At 47.5% G+C, this 20,242-nt stretch carries 17 protein-coding genes; 5 read left to right on the forward strand and 12 right to left on the reverse strand.

The genetic code is table 11. The features are described 5' to 3' along the window. Positions 1 to 72 precede the first annotated feature (72 nt). The 4 genes from leuS to Q1A08_RS19890 are packed head-to-tail and all read left to right on the forward strand — an operon-like array spanning position 73 to position 5,430. Complete coding sequence (leuS, locus tag Q1A08_RS19875; protein ID WP_299776151.1) at positions 73 to 2,697, forward strand: leucine--tRNA ligase; 2,625 nt, start codon at positions 73 to 75, stop codon at positions 2,695 to 2,697. A 20-nt stretch (positions 2,698 to 2,717) separates the two neighbouring features. Further along, positions 2,718 to 3,227, forward strand: coding sequence for an LPS assembly lipoprotein LptE (lptE, locus tag Q1A08_RS19880; RefSeq protein ID WP_299776152.1), 510 nt, complete (start codon positions 2,718 to 2,720; stop codon positions 3,225 to 3,227). A 2-nt stretch (positions 3,228 to 3,229) separates the two neighbouring features. Then, complete coding sequence (holA, locus tag Q1A08_RS19885; RefSeq protein ID WP_299776153.1) at positions 3,230 to 4,279, forward strand: DNA polymerase III subunit delta; 1,050 nt, start codon at positions 3,230 to 3,232, stop codon at positions 4,277 to 4,279. Between the two features lie 14 nt (positions 4,280 to 4,293). Then, complete coding sequence (locus Q1A08_RS19890) at positions 4,294 to 5,430, forward strand: methyltransferase (RefSeq protein ID WP_299776154.1); 1,137 nt, start codon at positions 4,294 to 4,296, stop codon at positions 5,428 to 5,430. 26 nt (positions 5,431 to 5,456) lie between these two features. Here the strand turns inward: Q1A08_RS19890 and Q1A08_RS19895 are convergent, their stop codons facing one another. The 3 genes from Q1A08_RS19895 to Q1A08_RS19905 form a co-directional block, all read right to left on the reverse strand. Continuing rightward, complete coding sequence (locus tag Q1A08_RS19895; protein WP_299776155.1) at positions 5,457 to 7,739, reverse strand: bifunctional diguanylate cyclase/phosphodiesterase; 2,283 nt, start codon at positions 7,737 to 7,739, stop codon at positions 5,457 to 5,459. Positions 7,740 to 7,823: 84 nt separating this feature from the next. Further along, the gene (locus tag Q1A08_RS19900; protein ID WP_299776156.1) at positions 7,824 to 9,242 is read right to left on the reverse strand and encodes an SLC13 family permease; all 1,419 of its coding nucleotides are present in this window, start codon (positions 9,240 to 9,242) and stop codon (positions 7,824 to 7,826) included. 18 nt (positions 9,243 to 9,260) lie between these two features. After that, a complete protein-coding gene (locus tag Q1A08_RS19905) occupies positions 9,261 to 10,160 on the reverse strand; it encodes a hypothetical protein (RefSeq protein WP_299776157.1) in 900 nt (299 codons plus the stop codon). Positions 10,161 to 10,467: 307 nt separating this feature from the next. Here Q1A08_RS19905 and Q1A08_RS19910 point away from each other — a divergent pair, with 307 nt between their 5' ends. Beyond that, entirely contained in the window at positions 10,468 to 11,250 is a 783-nt protein-coding gene (locus Q1A08_RS19910; RefSeq protein WP_299776158.1) for a glycerophosphodiester phosphodiesterase, read from the forward strand. Between the two features lie 99 nt (positions 11,251 to 11,349). On the opposite strand, the gene lipA is transcribed toward Q1A08_RS19910, so the two are convergent. The 9 genes from lipA to rlmH all read right to left on the reverse strand — a co-directional run bounded on the left by lipA (position 11,350) and on the right by rlmH (position 20,240). After that, positions 11,350 to 12,360 carry a lipoyl synthase gene (lipA, locus tag Q1A08_RS19915; RefSeq protein ID WP_299776159.1) on the reverse strand — a complete coding sequence of 337 codons (1,011 nt, stop codon included), beginning with the start codon at positions 12,358 to 12,360 and terminating at the stop codon, positions 11,350 to 11,352. Continuing rightward, complete coding sequence (lipB, locus tag Q1A08_RS19920; RefSeq protein WP_299776160.1) at positions 12,341 to 13,003, reverse strand: lipoyl(octanoyl) transferase LipB; 663 nt, start codon at positions 13,001 to 13,003, stop codon at positions 12,341 to 12,343. The genes lipA and lipB overlap by 20 nt, the downstream gene beginning before the upstream one ends. After that, complete coding sequence (locus Q1A08_RS19925; RefSeq protein ID WP_299776161.1) at positions 13,004 to 13,276, reverse strand: DUF493 domain-containing protein; 273 nt, start codon at positions 13,274 to 13,276, stop codon at positions 13,004 to 13,006. It lies immediately after the preceding gene. A 124-nt stretch (positions 13,277 to 13,400) separates the two neighbouring features. Then, complete coding sequence (locus Q1A08_RS19930; RefSeq protein WP_299776162.1) at positions 13,401 to 14,543, reverse strand: D-alanyl-D-alanine carboxypeptidase family protein; 1,143 nt, start codon at positions 14,541 to 14,543, stop codon at positions 13,401 to 13,403. A gap of 22 nt (positions 14,544 to 14,565) precedes the next feature. Continuing rightward, positions 14,566 to 15,420, reverse strand: a complete 855-nt coding sequence (locus Q1A08_RS19935) for a septal ring lytic transglycosylase RlpA family protein (RefSeq protein WP_299776163.1) — start codon at positions 15,418 to 15,420, stop codon at positions 14,566 to 14,568. Between the two features lie 4 nt (positions 15,421 to 15,424). Then, positions 15,425 to 16,438 carry a lytic murein transglycosylase B gene (mltB, locus tag Q1A08_RS19940; protein WP_299776164.1) on the reverse strand — a complete coding sequence of 338 codons (1,014 nt, stop codon included), beginning with the start codon at positions 16,436 to 16,438 and terminating at the stop codon, positions 15,425 to 15,427. A gap of 180 nt (positions 16,439 to 16,618) precedes the next feature. Continuing rightward, on the reverse strand, positions 16,619 to 17,764 hold the full coding sequence (gene rodA, locus Q1A08_RS19945; RefSeq protein ID WP_299776165.1) for a rod shape-determining protein RodA: 1,146 nt from the start codon (positions 17,762 to 17,764) through the stop codon (positions 16,619 to 16,621). Next, entirely contained in the window at positions 17,764 to 19,635 is a 1,872-nt protein-coding gene (gene mrdA, locus Q1A08_RS19950) for a penicillin-binding protein 2 (RefSeq protein WP_299776166.1), read from the reverse strand. Before mrdA ends, rodA begins: the two co-directional genes overlap by 1 nt. Before the next feature lie 137 nt (positions 19,636 to 19,772). After that, positions 19,773 to 20,240, reverse strand: a complete 468-nt coding sequence (gene rlmH / locus Q1A08_RS19955) for a 23S rRNA (pseudouridine(1915)-N(3))-methyltransferase RlmH (protein WP_299776167.1) — start codon at positions 20,238 to 20,240, stop codon at positions 19,773 to 19,775. Positions 20,241 to 20,242 lie beyond the last annotated feature (2 nt).

Consider the following 20,242-nt stretch of genomic DNA (forward strand, 5'->3'; position numbering starts at 1 on the left):
CAAATCACCTGACAGCCGGGGGCCTAGGGCAGTATAATCTGACCTTTTTGCCACCCCGGTTGATAGAGAGATATGGAAGAGCAATACCTGCCACAAAACATCGAACAGCATGCCCAGAAACATTGGGATGCCAAACGCAGCTTTGAAGTTACTGAAGATCCAAGCAAAGACAAATTCTACTGCCTGGCGATGTTCCCTTACCCTAGTGGCAAGCTGCACATGGGCCATGTGCGCAACTACACCATTACCGATGTAATCTCTCGCTACCAGCGTATGCAAGGCAAGAACGTCCTGCACCCAATGGGTTGGGATGCTTTCGGCCTGCCGGCTGAAAACGCGGCTATTCAAAACAAAACCGCTCCAGCCAAGTGGACCTACAGCAACATCGAGTACATGAAGGGGCAACTTAAATCCCTAGGTTTCGGCTTTGACTGGTCTCGTGAGCTAGCGACCTGTCGTGATGACTACTATAAGTGGGAGCAGTGGTTCTTTACACGCTTATACGAGAAAGGCTTGGTCTACAAGAAAATGGCCACCGTTAACTGGGACCCAGTCGACCAAACCGTACTTGCTAACGAGCAAGTTGTGGATGGCCGAGGCTGGCGCTCAGGTGCTTTAGTTGAGCGTAAAGAAATCCCTCAGTGGTTTATCAAAATCACCGACTATGCCGAAGAGCTTCTCAGCAGCTTAGATCAGCTTCCAGATTGGCCTGAGCAAGTGAAAACCATGCAGCGCAACTGGATTGGCAAAAGCACCGGCGTTGAGATGAACTTTGCTTTGGCCAACGAAATTGCCGGCCTTTGCGAAATCGATGTTTACACTACCCGCCCCGATACCGTAATGGGTGTAACCTATGTGAGCATCGCCGCCGAGCATCCAATCAGCCTTGCATTAGCTGAGACAAACGCCGAACTTGCTGACTTCATAAAAGAGTGTAAGAGCAACTCTGTGGCTGAAGCCGATATGGCCACCATGGAAAAGAAAGGCTTGGATACCGGCTTGAAAGCGATTCACCCGATTAGCGGTGAAGAAGTCGCCATCTGGGTGGCCAACTATGTATTGATGGATTATGGCTCAGGTGCTGTCATGGCCGTACCTGCCCACGATGAACGTGACTTTGCTTTCGCCAACAGCTATCAGCTACCCATCAAACAGGTGATTGCCAGCAAGCTAGCCGATGACTCAGCCTTTGACAGCAGCGAGTGGCAGGAGTGGTATGGGCGCAAAGGCGACACTGAAACCATCAATTCTAGCGAGCATTTTCCAGAGCTAGACGGTTTAGATTTCCAAGCCGCTTTTGATGCGACCGCTGAGAAATTAATCACCTTAGGCAAGGGCAGCTTAAAAACCAATTTCCGCCTACGCGACTGGGGCGTTTCTCGTCAACGCTATTGGGGCGCACCTATCCCAATGTTCAATCTGCCTGAAGGTGGCGAGATCCCTGTGCCATTAGAAAAGCTTCCGGTATTACTACCGGAAGATGTGCAGATGGATGGCGTACAGAGCCCAATTAAAGCTGACGCCGAGTGGCGCAAAGCCGAACACAACGGTCAAGCCGTTGAGCACGAGACTGACACCTTCGATACCTTTATGGAATCTTCTTGGTACTACGCTCGCTATACCTGCGCCAACTTAGATGACGCCATGCTTGACCCTGCAAAAGCAGACTATTGGCTGCCGGTCGATCAGTATGTTGGTGGTATTGAGCACGCAATTCTGCATTTATTGTACGCTCGTTTCTTCCACAAATTAATGCGCGACGAAGGCTTAGTAAATTCTGACGAACCCTTTAAGCGTTTGCTTTGCCAGGGCATGGTATTGGCCGACTCTTTCTACCAGCAAAACGACGACGGCAGCAAAACTTGGTTTAACCCTGCCGAGGTAGATTTAGAAAAAGACGATAAGGGCAAAGTGATCGCCGCTAAATCAGCCGAGGGCCAAGCGCTTATTGCTGGCGGCATGACTAAAATGTCGAAATCTAAAAACAATGGTATCGACCCGCAAACAGCCGTTGATCAATACGGCGCCGATACAGTTCGTTTGTTTACCATGTTCGCTGCGCCACCGGAGCAGACTCTAGAATGGAGCGATGCAGGTGTAGAAGGCGCTAGCCGCTTCTTACGCCGCCTATGGAAAACGGTTTATAGTCATCTACAAGCGGGTGAGCCAGGACAAATTTCAAGCAGCGGTTTGAATGATCAGCAAGAAGCTTTGCGTCACAAAGTACACAGCACCATTAAGAAAGTCAGCGATGACTATGGCCGTCGTCAGACTTTTAATACCGCTATCGCCGCTGTCATGGAAATGATGAATGAAGTAGGTCGTCAGGCCGATCGTTCAACACCTGAAAATCTAGCCGTGGAGCGTGAAGCCTTAGAAACAGCAGCTCTGCTGTTAGCGCCTGTCACCCCTCATATTTCACAGCATTTATGGGCTGCTTTGGGCAATGGCGAAGATGTGATTGATGCCCAGTGGCCAACCGCCGATGAAAGTGCTTTAGTACAATCTAACATCATGCTGGTGGTTCAGGTAAACGGCAAAATCCGCAGCAAAATTACCGTAGCCGCTGACGCTACTGAAGAAAGCATAATCGAAACAGCCAAGGCCGATAGTAATGTGGCGAAGTTCTTAGCTGATAAAGAAATCAAAATGTGCAAAGTGATCCCCAATAAACTGGTTACCTTTGCCGTTAAATAGCATTGTAAGGAATGATAATAATGAGACTTTTCATGCGTTCAGCGCTAGTTGTAAGCATCATCACCCTGCTAACTGCTTGCGGCTGGCAACTGCGCGGGCATGTTGATCTCGCGGCTGACATTGGCTCCCTACAGGTCAGCTCAAGTGACGATGAGTTGCTACGAGATTTGAAGAGTGCGCTGTTACGCAACAACATCACTCTGAGCGACTCAGATCCCGACTACAGACTCAACTTGGAAAAGATGCGCTTCGATCGCAGAACCGCATCAGTAGGCAGCCAAATCTTGGCAGCCGAGTACGAGTTGAATATGCAAGTTGCTTATCAGATCTCTCAAATGAAGTACAAAGAAGGCGATAAGCCTTATCTTGACTCAGCCAGAGCAAGCACAATTCGAAGCTACGCCTACGATCCAAACAACACACTCGGCAAGGATCAAGAAGAGCGTCAATTGCGCCGTGAAATGCGTAATGAGATCGTACAGCAAATTCTGCGCCGCCTCGCCTTAATCAGCCAGCAGAACGAAGCTTAAATATGGCAAAGCTGCGCGCCGAACAACTACAAACCAGTTTAAAAAAAGAACTTAAACCGGTTTACATCATCAGCGGCGAAGAACCTCTACTGGCCCAGGAAATGGCTGACGAGGTTCGATCCGCGGCGCGCAAGCAAGGCTATAGCGAACGCGAAGTTCTACATGTTGATCGCAGCTTTGACTGGAATCTTTTGCTCGATAGCGCTAACGCTATGTCACTTTTTGCAGAAAAGAAAATTATCGAGCTAAACATGCCTGGCGGAAAGCCCGGCACAGAAGGCAGCAAGGCTCTACAGCAATATTGCGATAATGCTAATGACGATAACATCCTGTTAATTCACAGCGGCAAGCTGGATCAAGGGCAGCAGCGAGGAAAATGGTTCAAGGCTATTGAGAAACTTGGCCACAGCGTTCAAGTCTGGCCCATCAAGGCAGCTCAGCTACCCCACTGGATAAAGCAGCGCTTACAACAAGCAAATCTATCGGCAGACCCTCAAGCTATTGAAATCTTGTGTGCTAGAGTTGAAGGCAATTTATTGGCGGCCGCTCAAGAAATTGAAAAGCTCAAACTACTTGCTGAAGACCACCACATCAGCAGCGAACTAATGAATAGCGTGGTCGCCAATAGTGCACGCTACGATATTTTTGATCTTGCTGACAAAGCTTTAATGGGTGATGCCCAAGCCTGCACTCGAACACTACAAGGTTTGAAAAGCGAAGGCACAGATGCCATCCCTGTGCTTTGGGCACTGGCACGCGAGATTCGTAGCCTAAACCAAATAGCGCACGCTCAAGACCAGGGCCAAAATTTTGATTGGGCTGCCAAGAGCGCCGGCGTTTGGGACAAACGTAAACCGCTCGTTGCCGGCGCACTAAGACGTTTAAACAAAGCCCAGCTGGAACTGCTGCTGCGAAAAGCTAACGGCATCGACAAGGCAGCCAAAGGTATGCGCAAAGCCGACGCCTGGAGTGAGCTTATGGATTTATGCCTATGCTTATGCGGCCAGAACAGCATCCACCCAAGTTTACAACGGCTATCCCTTAGCCTTTAAGTTAGTCCATCGCCATGCCACAAGCTGCAGAGACCCAATTCCATCTTTTGGATAAAAGCTGGACATTAAAACGCTTTCCCGCCAGAAAAAACGACCCTCTTAGGGCTTGGGATGCGGCCGATGAGTTTATCCTGCAAGAAGTTCAAGGAAAGATTCAAAGCGAACACAGGGTGCTAATCATCAACGATAGTTTTGGGGCAATATCTACAGTGCTGGCGGATGTTAAACCCCACTGGATTAGCGATTCCTTTATCAGCCAACAAGCCTGCAAACAAAACTTGACGCTTAATCAGCTTAGTGAAACTTTTATAAGCTGGGACGATGCTCAAGAATGGCCAAAGCAAAAGTTTGATTGGGTGTTAATAAAGCTTCCTAAAAGTCATGCCCAACTGGAAGACCAGCTATACCGCCTGCGCGATTGTATCCATAAAGATACTCGCATCATCGCCTGCGCAATGAGCAAAAACTTACACAGCCAGAGCATTAAGCTATTTGAAAAGCTCATTGGTAGCAGCCACACCTCTTTAGCCCAAAAGAAAGCACGCTTACTGTTTGCCAAAGCAGAACAGCTTGACCATATGGACTCGCCTTATCCAAAGTCCTATCAGCTCAAGCAATACCAACTTGAAGTATTCAATCATGCAGCTGTCTTTTCTCAACAAAAGCTGGATATTGGCACAGCCTTTTTGCTAGAGAACTTCCCAGAGAATCACAATTATAAGAACATAGTCGATTTAGGCTGTGGCAATGGGCTGCTGGGGATACGCGCCGCACAATTACACCCCGAAGCTAACATTGATTTCTACGATGAATCTCAGGCAGCCATTGCCAGCGCAAAGCTGAACGTCCAGCACAACAATCTAAATAGTGATCGCCTTTCTTTTCACTTAAGCAATTGTCTAGATGGTGCAGATGAAAGCAGCGCCGATTTAGTGTTAAACAACCCCCCATTCCATCAGCAACACAGTATATCCGGCCATATCGCCAAACAAATGTTTCTGCAAAGCAAAAAAGTTCTAAAGCCTGGGGGAGAATTGTGGGTAATAGCCAATAGACACTTAGGCTATCACAAGGACTTAGATAAAATTTTCGGTGGTCACAAGCTGGTAAAAAGCAACAGCAAGTTTGTGATTTTAAAAGCGAGAAAATAGTCTAGCAAACAACAAACAGCGCCCAGCTAAATACCTAGACCAATATTATTGTTGGCCACCAGCTCAAGTTTACGCTTAATCGAAAACAGGCTTTCTTCAATCTCTTGGGCTGAAATCGGTTTAGAGAAGTAAAAACCCTGGGCATAATCACAACCCTGTTTTTTCAACCAGAATTTCTGATCACTGGTTTCGATACCTTCTGCTACCACCTTCAAGCCCATATTGTGCCCAAGATCGATAATTGATTTGGCGATGGCGGCATCATTTTTATCTTGGTAGATGTCACGAATAAAGCTTCTGTCAATTTTTAAAGTATCAATGGGAAACCGCTTTAAATAGGCCAGTGAAGAATAACCTGTACCAAAGTCATCCATGGCTAAAGCGACACCCATTGCGTGCAAACGCTTCAACATTAAAACAGATTGCTCTGCATTTTCCATCGCAGATGTTTCCGTGATTTCCAGCTCCAAGCTAGCTGGCGGTAGCGAGTGTTTATCCAAGACCGACTTAATGAAATCTGAAAACTCACCTTGCAGGAATTGCCTGGGCGACAGATTCACCGCAACAGAGCCAATATTTAGGCCGCTATCCAGCCAAGCGCGCTGCTGCCTGCAGGCTTCATCTAACACCCACTCACCCAGCGGCACAATCAATCCCGTCTCTTCTGCAAGGGGGATAAAATCTGCTGGAGACATAAAACTACCATCACCAAGATCCCAGCGAACTAGAGCTTCAACGCCTATCACGTCGGTATTGTGAAGATCAATTTTAGGCTGATATAAGAGCTTTAATTGATTATTTTTAATGGCTTTACGGAGTTCATTTTCACGCAACAAAGACTGCACTGCCTGCTCATTCATGGAATGATCAAATAAACGATAAGTATTCTTACCGTCGTCCTTCGCTCGGTACATCGCCACATCGGCATGCTTAAGCAAGGATTCACTATCTTCACCATCAGCAGGAAAAACACTCACGCCAATACTCAGGGTACTGGTAATCTCGTAACCTCTTAATTCAAAAGGCTCAGTACTAATATTTAGTATTTTTTCAGTCACCAAGGCCACATCGCTTTGATGCTGTATATCTTCAATCACCAAGACGAACTCATCACCACCTAATCGCGCTACTGTATCTACTTCACGCACACAAGAGACTAAACGTTCAGCGATCACCTTTAGTAAGGCATCCCCAGCATCATGTCCAAAGCTATCGTTGATGTATTTAAAACGATCAACATCAAGCAACATAATAGCCACTTGAGTATGGTTGCGCTTTGCCCTCGCCAAACTATGTAATAAGCGCTCATGAAATAATGTGCGATTTGGAAGGCCCGTGAGCTCATCATGAAACGCCAGATAGTTGAGGCGCTTTTGCTGTTCCTGCATTGCAAGCTCGGAATGTTTACGCTCTGTAATATCGGTACATATAGCGCAGCTCGCAAACAACTTTCCTTGCTGATCAAGCAAAGGAAAGCGATTAATCCAGTAGTACTTGGGTTCGCCATCATCTTCCGAGCAGTAAGAAAACTCCCAGTCTGCATTTACATCATCTTCGCTTTCGGGCTTTCCAGCCCAAAGGGCTTGGGCGATTTTTTCAGGAAAAAGAGCGTAGACATGATGGCCGTTGTAACGTGTACTGGCCGACTGCGAAAGCTCATCATTCAGATGATGATCACTACTGAGGATAACATTGCCGCCAAGATCTACTACCGAGATAAACACGGGCGAATGATCCAAAATGGATCGAAGATAGACCTCGCTAGCCCAAAGTGCTTGCTCGGCGACTTTTGCTTTTTCGAGCTGCTGCTGATGCTGCCAGGTTACAATCAAATGCTGTAACACAAGCCCGCAAAATACCTGAAGTTGCTGTCGCTCCTGCAATAGCTGCTCAGCTTGAGCCGCTTCAACATTTAGCTCCAGATACAACTGCCCTATTGGCTCATCCCCCTCACCAATAGGCACACAGGCTAAAGTCAGGCTTGAATCAAGAAAGCCCTTCTTGTCCTTAGCAAGATCGCTTACGGCATAAAACTGTGGGGCAGCGGAGTTATAACAATGATGGACTTGTTCGGAGGCAATTCGACGAAAATTGCTTAGGTCCGTATTGAGCACCGTGAGGTTTTCACCTACTCCGGTGCCACGCACCCAATGCTCTCCAGATTCATTGGTAAGTAATACAACGCGAGAAACATAGGGCAAATCCGACCAATTTTTCAGCAACCACAAAACCAATTCGCGATGAGGCTTGCTCACCACTAATTGGTAAAAGCGCCGCATTAGATCGACGGCCGCTAGTTGTTTTGGCATCCGCTCACCCCTACTACTTCCCAGAATCAGGAATAAATCAGTAGATAAAGTAGCGGCTTTAGACGCCTAAACTTTAGTTTGAGATTAATTGAATGCGCCTAAGCTCAATAGCGCAAAGCTACTAAGACTGATTACTAATACTGCAATCAGATTAATAGCAAAGCCATTGCTCACCATATCGGCAATTTTGACCTGACCGGTACCAAACACGATTGCATTGGGCGCTGTAGCTACCGGCAACATAAAGGCGCAACTTGAGGCTAAGGCAGCGGGCAACATTATTAAAGCTGGCTCCATGCCTGCTGCAATTGCTGTCGCCGCCAAAATAGGCATCAGCAGAGTGGCTGTCGCCGTATTACTGGTAACTTCCGTCAAAAAAGCCACCCCAAAGCTCAGCAAAATTAGCAGCAGTAAAACTGGCAACTGATTAAAGCCTGCGAGCGCTTCACCAATAGCTTGGCTTAGGCCCGTGCTGGTGAAGGCCTTTGCGATTGCAATACCTCCGGCGAAAAGCAGTAGCACGCCCCAGTGAATTTGATTGGCGCTCTGCCAATCCAGTAAACGCTCACCCTCACCGTCTGGCAAAATAAATAGAACAAGGACCGCACAAAGTGCGACAGAGCCGTAATTAGCGTTAGGCAACCACTGTCCCCAGCCACCAGAAGGTCCCTTTAGCGTAACCCAGGCGATTGCGGTTAAGGCAAAAACAAACAACACTCTGCGCTCTGCTTTTCGCCATGGCCCAAGGTCTGGCAACTGAAGCATGCTAGTGTCTTTGCCGAGCGAACGACTCAGCCAAAAACCGGCTAAGGGCACCAGCAATATCACCACAGGAATAGACCACTGCATCCAATCGACAAAGCTTAATTCAACACCGGTAGCATCTTGATAGGCCTGCATCATAATAACATTGGCAGGTGTTCCAATTGGGGTTCCTAAACCACCAATACTCGCTGCATAGGCAATGCCCAATAATAAGGCGATCATCAGCTTTCGATCTGTGCTTTTTTCAAGCACAGCCAAGGCTACAGGTAACAACATTAGAGTGGTTGCTGTGTTTGATATCCACATCGATAACAGTGCTGACGCTGCCATAAAACCCAGTACTAAGCGCCGCTGACTGCCTCCGCCAAAAAGACCAACCATCCCCAGCGCCACACGTCGATGCGCGCCGCTTTTTTCCATCGCTTTAGAGAGCATTGCTCCGCCCATCAGCAAGATAATTAAGGGGCTACCGTAAGCCAGGGCGACATCTTTGGGGGTAAGAATCCCCAGTAGTGGAAATAGTCCTAAAGGAATTAGCGAGGTGGCAGGAATAGGGATGGGCTCGAACATCCACCAAAGTGCACACAGCAGAGTGAGCCCGGCGGTCATACTTGCATCGATAGGCCAGCCTTGCTGCCACATCATAGCACCCAGTAATGCCGCCAGTATTGGAGCAAGCCAAATCATACTGCGCTTGAGCCAAGCAAGAGCCGGCACAGAAGTCGTCGCTTCAGACATGAGATTTTATTCTTATTTTTAGTTGAGAAAGGCCCAGTTTGCGGTCGTTGAAGGTAAGAAACCCGACTGCCTTAGAGCCCGAGCAATATTACCTTTAACCCGCAGCTTACGCATTCCTCGCTGGAGAGAAAAATAGGTTCGCTTACCCTTGGGATGCAAGCGACTGATGATAAAGTGGCGAGTACCACTCACCTTCAGCTTAACACCGGGCACAGGACTCAAAAACTTTTCTAAGTACTGTAAGGGCCTATCAGCTGATGCCGTAAAGGGTGCGGCAATTAAATCACTCGCGCCACTGCAAGACTGTTTAGCTATTTGATTCCAATCTGAGCTTAAAGAGAGATCTGCAACCTCTAAAGATTGCAGCAATTCAGTGACCATTGGCCAATTAGCGTGTGAGCTCAGTCTAAACTGCTGTAAACCTGACAGATCGATGATGGACATAGGGCGACCGCAGCTATACAAGCCTAAATGGAATTCTCCTTGACGAATAATCGGGTCACTCACCCACAGGGATTTCGCTCGGCTTTGGGTTCGCTCACGCCAAATAGAAACGCCACCCAGCAACGCATCACCTTTTTCTACCTTAGAAAGGATGCTGAAGCTCGAGGCGGATTTAATCTTAATTTCGCCCTTTACCCCACCTAACTGCAGAGCCTGCACCAGAAGCACCAACTCGATGACTTCTAGGTTAATGAAGGGATCTTGATGTTTCAGGGTGTAGTCGGCACTGAAACGATAATCGCGAATATCGCCCAGCTGGCGGCCAGCGGTAAAGTCGCGAAAGCCAGAAACCACAGCAGCAGGCGCCAAAATAACGGTTTCGCCATCTGCAAAGGCCGGAAAAGCAAGCACTGAAAGGGGCAACAGCACTGCGCCAATCAGTAGATTTTTCAACTTGCGTAAGCCTTGCAACATCCAGTGCACCCGTTTCTTTAGATCGAATTCTCTATTCTACCCAGCTCACTCAGGCTATCAATGCTTATGGACAAATCCATTATTTAGCCAAGCGCTGCTTTTCAGGCTAAAAGTTTCGCCAGAGCCATATATAATAACCACAAGCGGAGATGTATGCACTTACTTACACTTATTTTAAGTCGGCACAATGAGCAGCATAGAAATAAATAATATTGGTAAAAGTGTAGCGGGTTATTACTCTTGTACATATAAATGTCACACTTACCGCTAACAATCTGCTCACAAATTGGCCGATGGCGATTAAAGTATGGGCATCTACCCTCAACAGCGACAGCAGGCGCTTATGGAACTCGATAAGCCATTATTTTGTATTGCACACCGTGGCGGATCCCAACGCTACGAAAACACTCTACGCGCCATAAGCCGAGCATTAGAGCTTGGAGTGGATGCCATTGAGATCGATGTTTGGAATGTGCGGGGCGAGCTTCTGGTCTTCCATGACCGAAGGCTAAGCTCAGGGCCTTTTAATGGCGAGTTACTGGTACAACAAGATCCAGAAGAGCTCAGGAAGACACCACTATCTTGTGGCGAGCACATTCCGACCCTGCTAGAGGTCATGGAGCTGGTTGCCGATAAAGCATTGCTCAATATCGAGTTAAAAGGACCCGGTTGTGTGAAATCAGTCAGCCAACAGATAGAGGACTTTGTACTCTATAAGCAAGGCAGCTACGAGTCCTACCTAATCTCAAGCTTCGACCATGTTCAGCTACACAAGCTTAGCCAGCGTTTGCCTGAAGTTAAACGCGGAGCACTATTCGCTGGCGTACCGTTAGACTATGCCGCCTGCTGTGAGCAACTTGGCGCCTACTCGCTCCATGCCTGTCTTGGATTCTTGCGGCAAGGACTTATCGATGACGCCAGTGCCCGAGGGCTAAAAACCTGGGTGTACACCGTAAATCATGAAGAGGATATGGGGCATTTAGCTGCAATGGGGGTAGACGGCGTGTTTACCGATTTTCCTGAAAAGGTATTGGCGCTGAACACTGAATACCTACTAAGGCACCCGAAAGTGGAAAGCGGAAGCTTTTAGTTTCCGCTGAAGATTTGAGCTGATAATTAAATCTAAAACTTTTAGAAGCTCTTTTGAGAACTTGGTAAAGAGCCTCTTTGCCGTCTAGCTGAAAGCCGCCTAGGAAACTTCCTCGCCATGGGCCTGCTTATCAGCATGATAAGAAGAGCGAACCAAAGGCCCACAAGCGGCATGCGTGAAGCCTAACTCTTTCGCCATGGCGGTATACTCATCAAACTCGTCAGGATGAACGTAGCGATCTACCGCTAGGTGACTTTTGGATGGCTGCAGATACTGACCAATTGTCAGCATATCAATATCATGCTCACGCATATCCCGCATCACCTCAAAGATTTCCTCTTTGCTTTCACCCAAGCCCACCATTAAACCTGATTTAGTCAACACATCGGGGCGACGCTTCTTATACTCTTTCAGCAACTTAAGTGACCAAGCGTAATTTGCGCCGGGGCGAGACTGTCGATATAAACGAGGAACGGTTTCCAAATTGTGATTGAATACGTCCGGTGCTTCAGCCTCTAAAATATCTAGGGCTTTATCCATTCTGCCGCGAAAATCTGGAGTCAGGATTTCAACCTGTAAGTTTGGAGATAATTCGCGGGCGTCACGAATACAATCTGCAAAATGCTGAGCCCCGCCATCACGTAAATCGTCGCGATCAACTGAAGTAATCACCACGTATTTCAAACGCATCTCAGCAATCGCTTCGGCTAGGTTTCTAGGCTCATCTTGATCAAGCGGCAATGGCTTACCATGGCCAACATCACAGAATGGGCAGCGCCTTGTACAGATCTCTCCCATAATCATAAAAGTCGCGGTGCCACCGGCGAAACACTCACCTAAATTGGGGCAACTCGCCTCTTCACAAACACTGGCCAAGCCGTTTTTACGGAGGATTTTTTTAATGCGGTCCACTTCAGGCGAGGCCGTCATACGAACTCGAATCCACTCGGGCTTTCGCTTAACCTCATCACTGGCGATAACTTTTACGGGGATGCGCTCCACTTTGTCGGCATCACGGAGTTTTTCGCCGGCTTTATGTCGGCGGGTGCGCTTTACTGGCGTATTCTCAGATCTATCACTCACGATTGTCTCACTCACAGGCCCCAGCATCAGGCAGGCCTGCTACTAATGTTTTTTTATCGTAGCCCAACTGCTCCATTAAGCAGCGAACCAATTCATTCTCAATGCTATCCATACTTGGCGTTGGCTCGATCAGATCAGCCATTTGCACCATTTCCAAACCCTGATAACCACATGGGTTTATTCTTAAAAACGGCTCCAGCGACATCTCAACATTCAAACTTAAGCCGTGAAAGCTACACCCCTTTCTTACCCTCAATCCTAATGACGCAATCTTTGCTTCATTTATGTAGACTCCAGGAGCGTCAGCTTTCGGGTAAGCTTCCAGATCAAAGCTGGCAAGGGTTTTTACTAAAGCCTTCTCGATAGCCGTTACCAAATCTCGAACACCAATACCTAGACGACGGAGATCAATTAGCGGGTACAATACTAGCTGCCCCGGCCCGTGGTAGGTTACCTGACCACCACGATCTACCTGTACCACAGGAATATCTCCAGGCATCAATACATGTTCTGCCTTACCGGCCTGCCCCTGAGTAAAAACCGGCGGGTGCTGCACCAACCAAAACTCATCAGCACTGTCGGAATCACGCTGATCAGTATAGTTAGACATAGAGCGCCAGACGGGCTCGTAGTCCATTAAGTCAAGCTTACGAACTTGTACTGCTGGCATTTATAAAACCATTTTAACCAAGGGGCTACTTTGAAGGTCTTTATGCAGAGCCTCAAGCTGCTCTACGCCGGTGGCCGTGATAAGTACAGTCAAAGATTGAAAGCTACCTTTGCTACTGTCTTTTAGGCGAATCTTCTCCGGATCAAAACCAGGCGCATGCTCATTGAATACACGCATTACTAGCGCGTGCAATTCATCACCTGCATCACCCATAACTTTAATGGGGTAATTCTCGCAAGGAAATTCAATTTTAGGGGCGTCTGGCTGGCTCATCTTGTCGTTCCGAGTAGATCAAAGTACAAGAAGCATTATACCGCAAAGCTAGCCAGAGAGAGAGGAAGCGGCGAATTCAGGGATTTGTACTAAATTCGCCGTAAAAAACGACTTAAAAAGAAACTTAAGCGAAGAGATTAAAGATAAATAGCTTGATCGTATCCCATAAGCGCGCAAAGAAGCCCGCCTCTTGAACTGGCTCTAGAGCGACCAACGGCACCTCCGCAAGCTGTTTACCATCAAGCTCAAGCTGCAAACGCCCCAGCTCTTGCCCCTCGGCAATAGGCGCCTCAATAACCTCATCGAGCTTAACACTCTGCTTTATACGCTCTTGCCCACGTCTTGGAATCGTTAAGGACAATGCCTTGTTAACACCAATAGCAACTTCCTTGGCCTGTCCACCCCATACACGCTGAGAGGCAAACTGTTGACCTGCTTCCAAGGCTTGATGCGTCTCATAATAGCGGAAACCGTAGGCCATTAGCTTTTGAGACTCTGCAGCACGAGCTTTATCTGAACGGGTACCCATCACCACAGAAATCAAACGCATACCACTTTTCACACCAGAAGCCACCAAGCAGTAACCCGCCTCTTCGGTATGGCCAGTCTTCAAACCGTCAATTGATTTATCTAAAAACAGCAAGCGATTCCGATTCATTTGATCGATGCCGTTGTAAGAAAAAGATCGCTCCGCATAGATTTCATAATGCTCAGGATAATCATTGATGATGGCTTTCGCTAAAATCGCCAAATCACGAGCCGTGGTGTAGTGGCCTTCAGCTGGCCAGCCGGTGGCATTTAAAAATTGCGTACTGGTCATCCCCAATATCGCCGCCTGCTGATTCATCACATCAGCAAAGGCTTCTTCACTGCCCGCGATATGCTCAGCCAAAGCAACACTAGCATCATTGCCGGATTGAATAATGACACCGCGCAATAAATCCTTAACGCTAACCTGAGTGCCTTCGCGGATAAACATTTTAGAGCCGCCCATCTTCCAAGCTCGCACTGAGATATTAACCATATCTTCAGCCGCTACATTTCCCCTATCCATCTCACTGGAAACGATATAGCTAGTCATCATCTTTGTAAGGCTTGCGGGCGGTAGCATTTCGTCCGCATTATGCTCAACCAGCACCTCACCGGTTTCAGCATCTATCAGTAAATAGGCCGTTGCTGCCAATTGCGGTGGAGCCGGTATAAGCTGTTGAGCCAATGCCGACGTTACACTTAGGCACAAGATTAAAAAAGTAACAATAGTTCTCATGTGTCTAGACAGTCCTATTTATTTAGTCATTTACCACAAACCCCGAACCTAAGCTCAGGGCCTGTAAAGTTTGTTTTACAGCCGTAAGATCACCCACTTTCTGCAGTGGGCCAATATGCACCTTAAATAAGCCTTTCGCTTGTTGCAATCGCATAGGCTCAGCAATTTGTTGCCGCAAATCCGCCATTAATTTTTCAGCCGCCGCTCTTTGGCTAAACGCGGCAACTTGCAAAAATGACTGATTGCTTGCAACCGTTTCATTTTTGTTTTGGCGCTCTACATCAACGGCAGCGAGGGCTGGCGTGTTAGTTTGTGAAGCCGCCACATAGCCCGGGTAATTCAGTGGAGGGTTACCGCTATCTATAGCCTCTACCGAAACCATAGCTGTACCCTGCTCTGCAAAACCTAACTTGCTGGCGGCAGCATAACTTAAATCAATTATTCGATCACCGTGGAAGGGACCTCGATCGTTAACCCGCACCACTACCGAACGGCCATTTTGGTGATTTGTGACCCTAACATAACTGGGAATTGGTAGTGTCTTATGGGCAGCGGTCATTGCGTACATATCATATACTTCGCCATTGGAAGTATTACGGCCATGAAATTTTTTACCGTACCAAGACGCTTCACCTTGTTGGCGAAAGCCTTTCGAATCAGCCATTACATAATAGCTGATCCCAAAAATTTCATAGGGGCTTTTATTGCCCGCACGCCCACGACTTTCTTTTTTAGGGGTAGCATCCGCCAAGCCTGAGAAATCAAGTGGTCGAGAGGGACCACTATCTCTAACTTCTTGTTGACTACAGGCAGTAAGCAATAGCAGAACAGCCAGCTGTCCCAATTTAGCAATATGCTTAGCCTGTAAAAAATCCACTATATTATCCTTTAGCCTTTTTTAAATCGTATTGTTTACGAATTTCCTGAGCCAATTGGTAAACCGCCATAGCATACATACGGCTATGATTATAACGGGTAATAACATAAAAGTTGTGCAAGCCCAACCAATACTCGGTACCTTTAGCTCCTTCCAATTTAACAAGGCTGCTAACCTCGTCGCCAGGAAGCTCTAGCATTGCCTTGAAACCCGCCTCGTCTAAAGATGAAACTGTGTACTTTGGCTTAAGCGACTGATTAGCCAACTCTGCTTTAAAGTTCTTTTCCAAAGCGGCCCGGGCAACCACTGGTGCCCCCTGACGCCAGCCGTGGTGTTTGAAATAATTAGCGACACTGCCAATGGCATCTCTTTTGTTTTTCCATATATCGGCAACCTTGTCACCATCAAAATCAACGGCATAAGAGCGGAAGCTGGACGGCATAAATTGTCCGTAACCCATCGCACCTGCATAGGAACCCTTCAGTGCCAATGGATCCTGCTGTTGCTCGCGAGTGAGTCGCAAAAAGTGCTTGAGTTCCTTAGTAAAGAACTCACTCCTTCTAGGGTAATCAAAAGCCAAGGTAGCAAGAGCATCCAGCACTCGATAGCTACCCATAATGCGCCCATAGCGAGTCTCAACGCCAATAATGGCCACTATAATTTCCTGTGGTACCCCATACTTCTCTGAGGCAGCATCTAAGGCCGGTTGATTTTTCTGCCAAAACTCAACCCCCTTAGGCGTGCGCTTACCATCGAGAAATAACTTGCGGTAATCTTTCCACTCTAGAGCTTTTTCTGCCGGGCGCGACATGGCCTTCAAAATCGACTGTTTTTTCTTAGCCTCGGCAAACAATGCTTCCAATTTCGTTCTATCGAAATCATGCTCAGCGACCATTTCATCGATCAACTTAATGGCCTGAGGGTGCTGGGCATAATTTTCAGCAACGCTTAAGGTAGATGTCAGCGACGCCGATATTGCCAGCATCGTCACTCCAATATTCTTTAAACCTGTAATCATCTATAAGGCTCTTCTAGTATCTCTGCATATCTTTCAATAAAACCAGTTAGTCTTTTTATAAAGCCAACTTACCATTCAATAAATTTTAGCAACCCATACAGCAATCAAAGTGTTCAATAAGCGACGTTTTAGCTCCGTCCCTAAGGCCAATGCCGCAACTAAAGAGCTGCCATCGACATATCAAATACTCACCTTTCTACGCTCAGTACTAATCGCCATTAGCAAACCAAAGCCTGTGAGCAGAGTAACCAAGGCTGTGCCACCATGGCTAACCAAGGGCAAAGGCACTCCTACTACTGGCAATAAACCCGTCACCATTCCAATATTTACAAAAATATAAACAAAAAAAGTGAAGGTAATACAACCTGCCAATATTCGGTTGAAGCTTGATTGCGCTCTAGCAGCTATCAATAGGCCGCGACCTAAGATAAATAAATAAATCAGCAATAGTAACAACACACCCAATAAGCCAAACTCTTCAGCTAAGACTGCGATAATAAAATCTGTGTGGCTTTCTGGTAGGAAATTCAACTGGGACTGAGTACCATTCATCCAGCCTTTTCCGTACACTCCTCCGGAGCCAATAGCCGTTTTTGATTGAATAATATTCCAGCCCGCCCCAAGTTTATCGGCCTCAGGATTGAACATGGTTAGGATGCGCTGCTTCTGATAATCCCGCAATACAAATTGCCACATAGGCCAAGCACTCATTAGGGCTAGCAAGGCGGCCCCCAAAATATAGCGCCACCGCAGCCCTGCGAAAAACAGACCTATCAAGCCAGAAGCCGCAATCAACAAAGAGGTTCCTAAATCAGGCTGCTCCAGAATAAGCACCGTTGGCAGACCAACAATCATTAAGCTCACGACAATATGCTTAAAGCTTGGAGGTAATACTCTCACCCCCAAGTAGGAGGCCACCATCATCGGCACAGCGAGTTTGATGACCTCTGAAGGCTGAAATCGAAAACCCCCTATACTCAACCAACGCTGCGCGCCCTTCGCCCCAGAACCCATAATCAGCACAAGAGCCAGCAAGCCAACACCCCCGAGATAAAACCAAGGTGACCAGCGCTGCAAAAAGCTCATCTTAAACTGCGCCGCAGTAAACATGGCGACATAGCCAAGGGAGATAAAAACTGTTTGGCGTTGAATGTAATATTTGGTCTCTCCGCTGGCACTATACAATACGATCAAGCCAAAAGCGGTAAGCGCCAACAAACCAAGCAGCAAAGGCACATCAATATGAATTCGCTGCCACACGCCCATCGGCTTGCGTAAATCACGGCTTGCCTCCGGCATTCGGCGTTGAAAGTCTTGCTGTACCATTAGCGGCCTACCTCGACATTGTCGAGCTGCCCATGAAGCAAATACTCATCGAATATTTCGCGTGCAACTTTCGCAGCCAAAGAACTCTTTTCCCCATTTTCTACAATGACAGCAACTGCTATCTTTGGGTTTTCCGCAGGCGCATAGCCAACAAATAAGGCATGGTCCCGCTGTCTTTCTGCTAGCGCTTCCGAATCGTATTCCGCATCTTGTGCAATCCCAACCACCTGGGCTGTTCCGGTCTTTCCGGCCATTCGAAAATTAGCCTTTCTAGCAATCGACTTAGCTGTGCCTCTTTGCCCGTGCACCACTTCTTCCATTGATTCCATAACCAGCGACCAGTTTTTCTCACTGGCCTCGACAGCCTTAGTCGCTTTATCCGACAGCTCTTGTTCGCCCACTTTTTTCACCAATCTAGGTTGGCGATGAACACCTTTTGATGCCAAGGTTGCGGTCATTGAAGCCAGCTGCAAAGGCGTCGTCAAAACAAACCCCTGACCAATCCCCATATTCAAACTGTCGCCCGGAAACCAAGGCAAGCCCCTAACCGCTCTTTTCCATTTACGGGAAGGCCATAAACCAGATCGCTCACTGGGGATATCAACACCCGTACGCTCACCTAAACCAAACTTATCGCCAAAATCGTGCATCCGATCGATGCCCATGCGAAACGCCAAGTCGTAGTAATAAACATCACAAGATTGTGCAACAGCTTGCTTTAAGGCAATACGATGACCATGACCACGCTTCTTCCAGTCTCGATATTTGCGTTCTTCACCTTCAAGCTGATAGAAGCCCGGATCACGCACCGAATAATGCTCATCGATTATCTTGGCTTCTAGCCCACCCAAAGCCAACATTGGCTTTAAGGTCGAGCCTGGCGGATAACCACCTTGAATGGCTCGATTAAAAAGCGGCAGGTCCGGCGATTCATTCAAAGCTCTATAGTTTTTATAACTAATACCAGTCACAAATAAATTAGGGTCATAACTAGGTGCGCTCACCATGGCTAAAACACCGCCGGTTTCAATTTCCATAGCGACTACAGCACCACGCCGACCACCGAGTGCAGCATAAGCTTTTCTCTGTAACTGAGCATCCAGAAACAATTGCAAGTTCTGGCCCGGAGTAGGATCTGTTCTCTCCAATACCCTTAACACTCGACCTCTAGCATTGGTTTCCACTTGCTGATAGCCAACGTCCCCAAGTAAAAGCCTCTCGTACTGTTTTTCCAGGCCGATCTTGCCAATGGAGTCTGTGCCGTTGTACAAGGCATATTCTTCAGGGGTCAGCGATTTAAGTTCACGCTCATTAATTCGCCCCACATAGCCAACATTGTGAGCAAACAGATCTTGTTGCGGGTAGTAGCGTACCAACTGAGCCTCAACCACCACTCCTTTTAAGCGGTATTCGTTGACCGCAATCTTGGCGATTTCTTCTTCACCCAAAAGATATCGTAAAGGAATTGGTTCATAGGGACGACGGCGACGCTTAGGGCGCTTTAAGCGTTTATAAAAGTCTTCCAGTTCATCGTCACTGATATCCACTAGCTGGCGTAGCAAGCGCAAACTTGATTCCAATGAACCAACCTGCTCTTTTACAATTGAAAGCGTATAACTGGGACGATTTTCGGCAAGCAGCTCGCCACGACGCCCATAGATTAGACCGCGCGTCGGCGGTAAGGGTTGCACCTGCACCCGGTTACGATCAGATTGGGTAACATAGGTCTCATACTCAACAACTTGCAGAGTATATAGGCGTGCAATAAGCACAACGATAAGCGCAACAATTAAGGCAGCGACGATAATAGCGCGTCGAAAAAAGATTCGAGCTTCATTGTAATGATCTTTAAAACGCAGATGCTCAGACATGGCGGAATACTTCAGCTCTGCTCAAGACATTAACTTGTGGGAGCTGTTGAATAAGCCCCCTAGCCAGGATTTGTTCCATGCCGTCCCCAAGCAGCTAAACCACTGCCGTCAAAGCTCTTCACTACATCACCCTTTTGTTATTTGTGATAGGGGTGATTATTTAAAATTGTCCAAGCCCGATACAGCTGCTCGATCAAGACAATCCTCACCAGCGGGTGCGGCAATGTCAGCGCTGATAGCGACCAGCGCACATCCGCGCGCTGTAAACACTGCTGCGATAAGCCGTCTGGCCCACCAATTAACAAGCTGTAATTATTACCATCCATGCGCCAGTCTGCCAATTTATCGGCTAGCTGTTCGGTACCCCAAGGCTTGCCCTTAACATCAAGAGCGATCACCTTGTCACCATCTGGAATGGCCGCAAGCATTGCCTCACTTTCTTTAGCAATGGCCTTTTCTATTGAGGCGTTTTTGCCTCTAGGGCCAAGCGGCAGTTCAAGCACCTCCACCGGAAAATCCCGTGGCAGTCGCTTTGCATAATCTTTGTAGCCAGTTTCTACCCAAGCGGGCATTTTGGTACCAACAGCTATAATTCGAGTACGCATAG

This window comes from uncultured Pseudoteredinibacter sp. (genome assembly GCF_947500695.1).
GTDB lineage: Bacteria > Pseudomonadota > Gammaproteobacteria > Pseudomonadales > Cellvibrionaceae > Pseudoteredinibacter.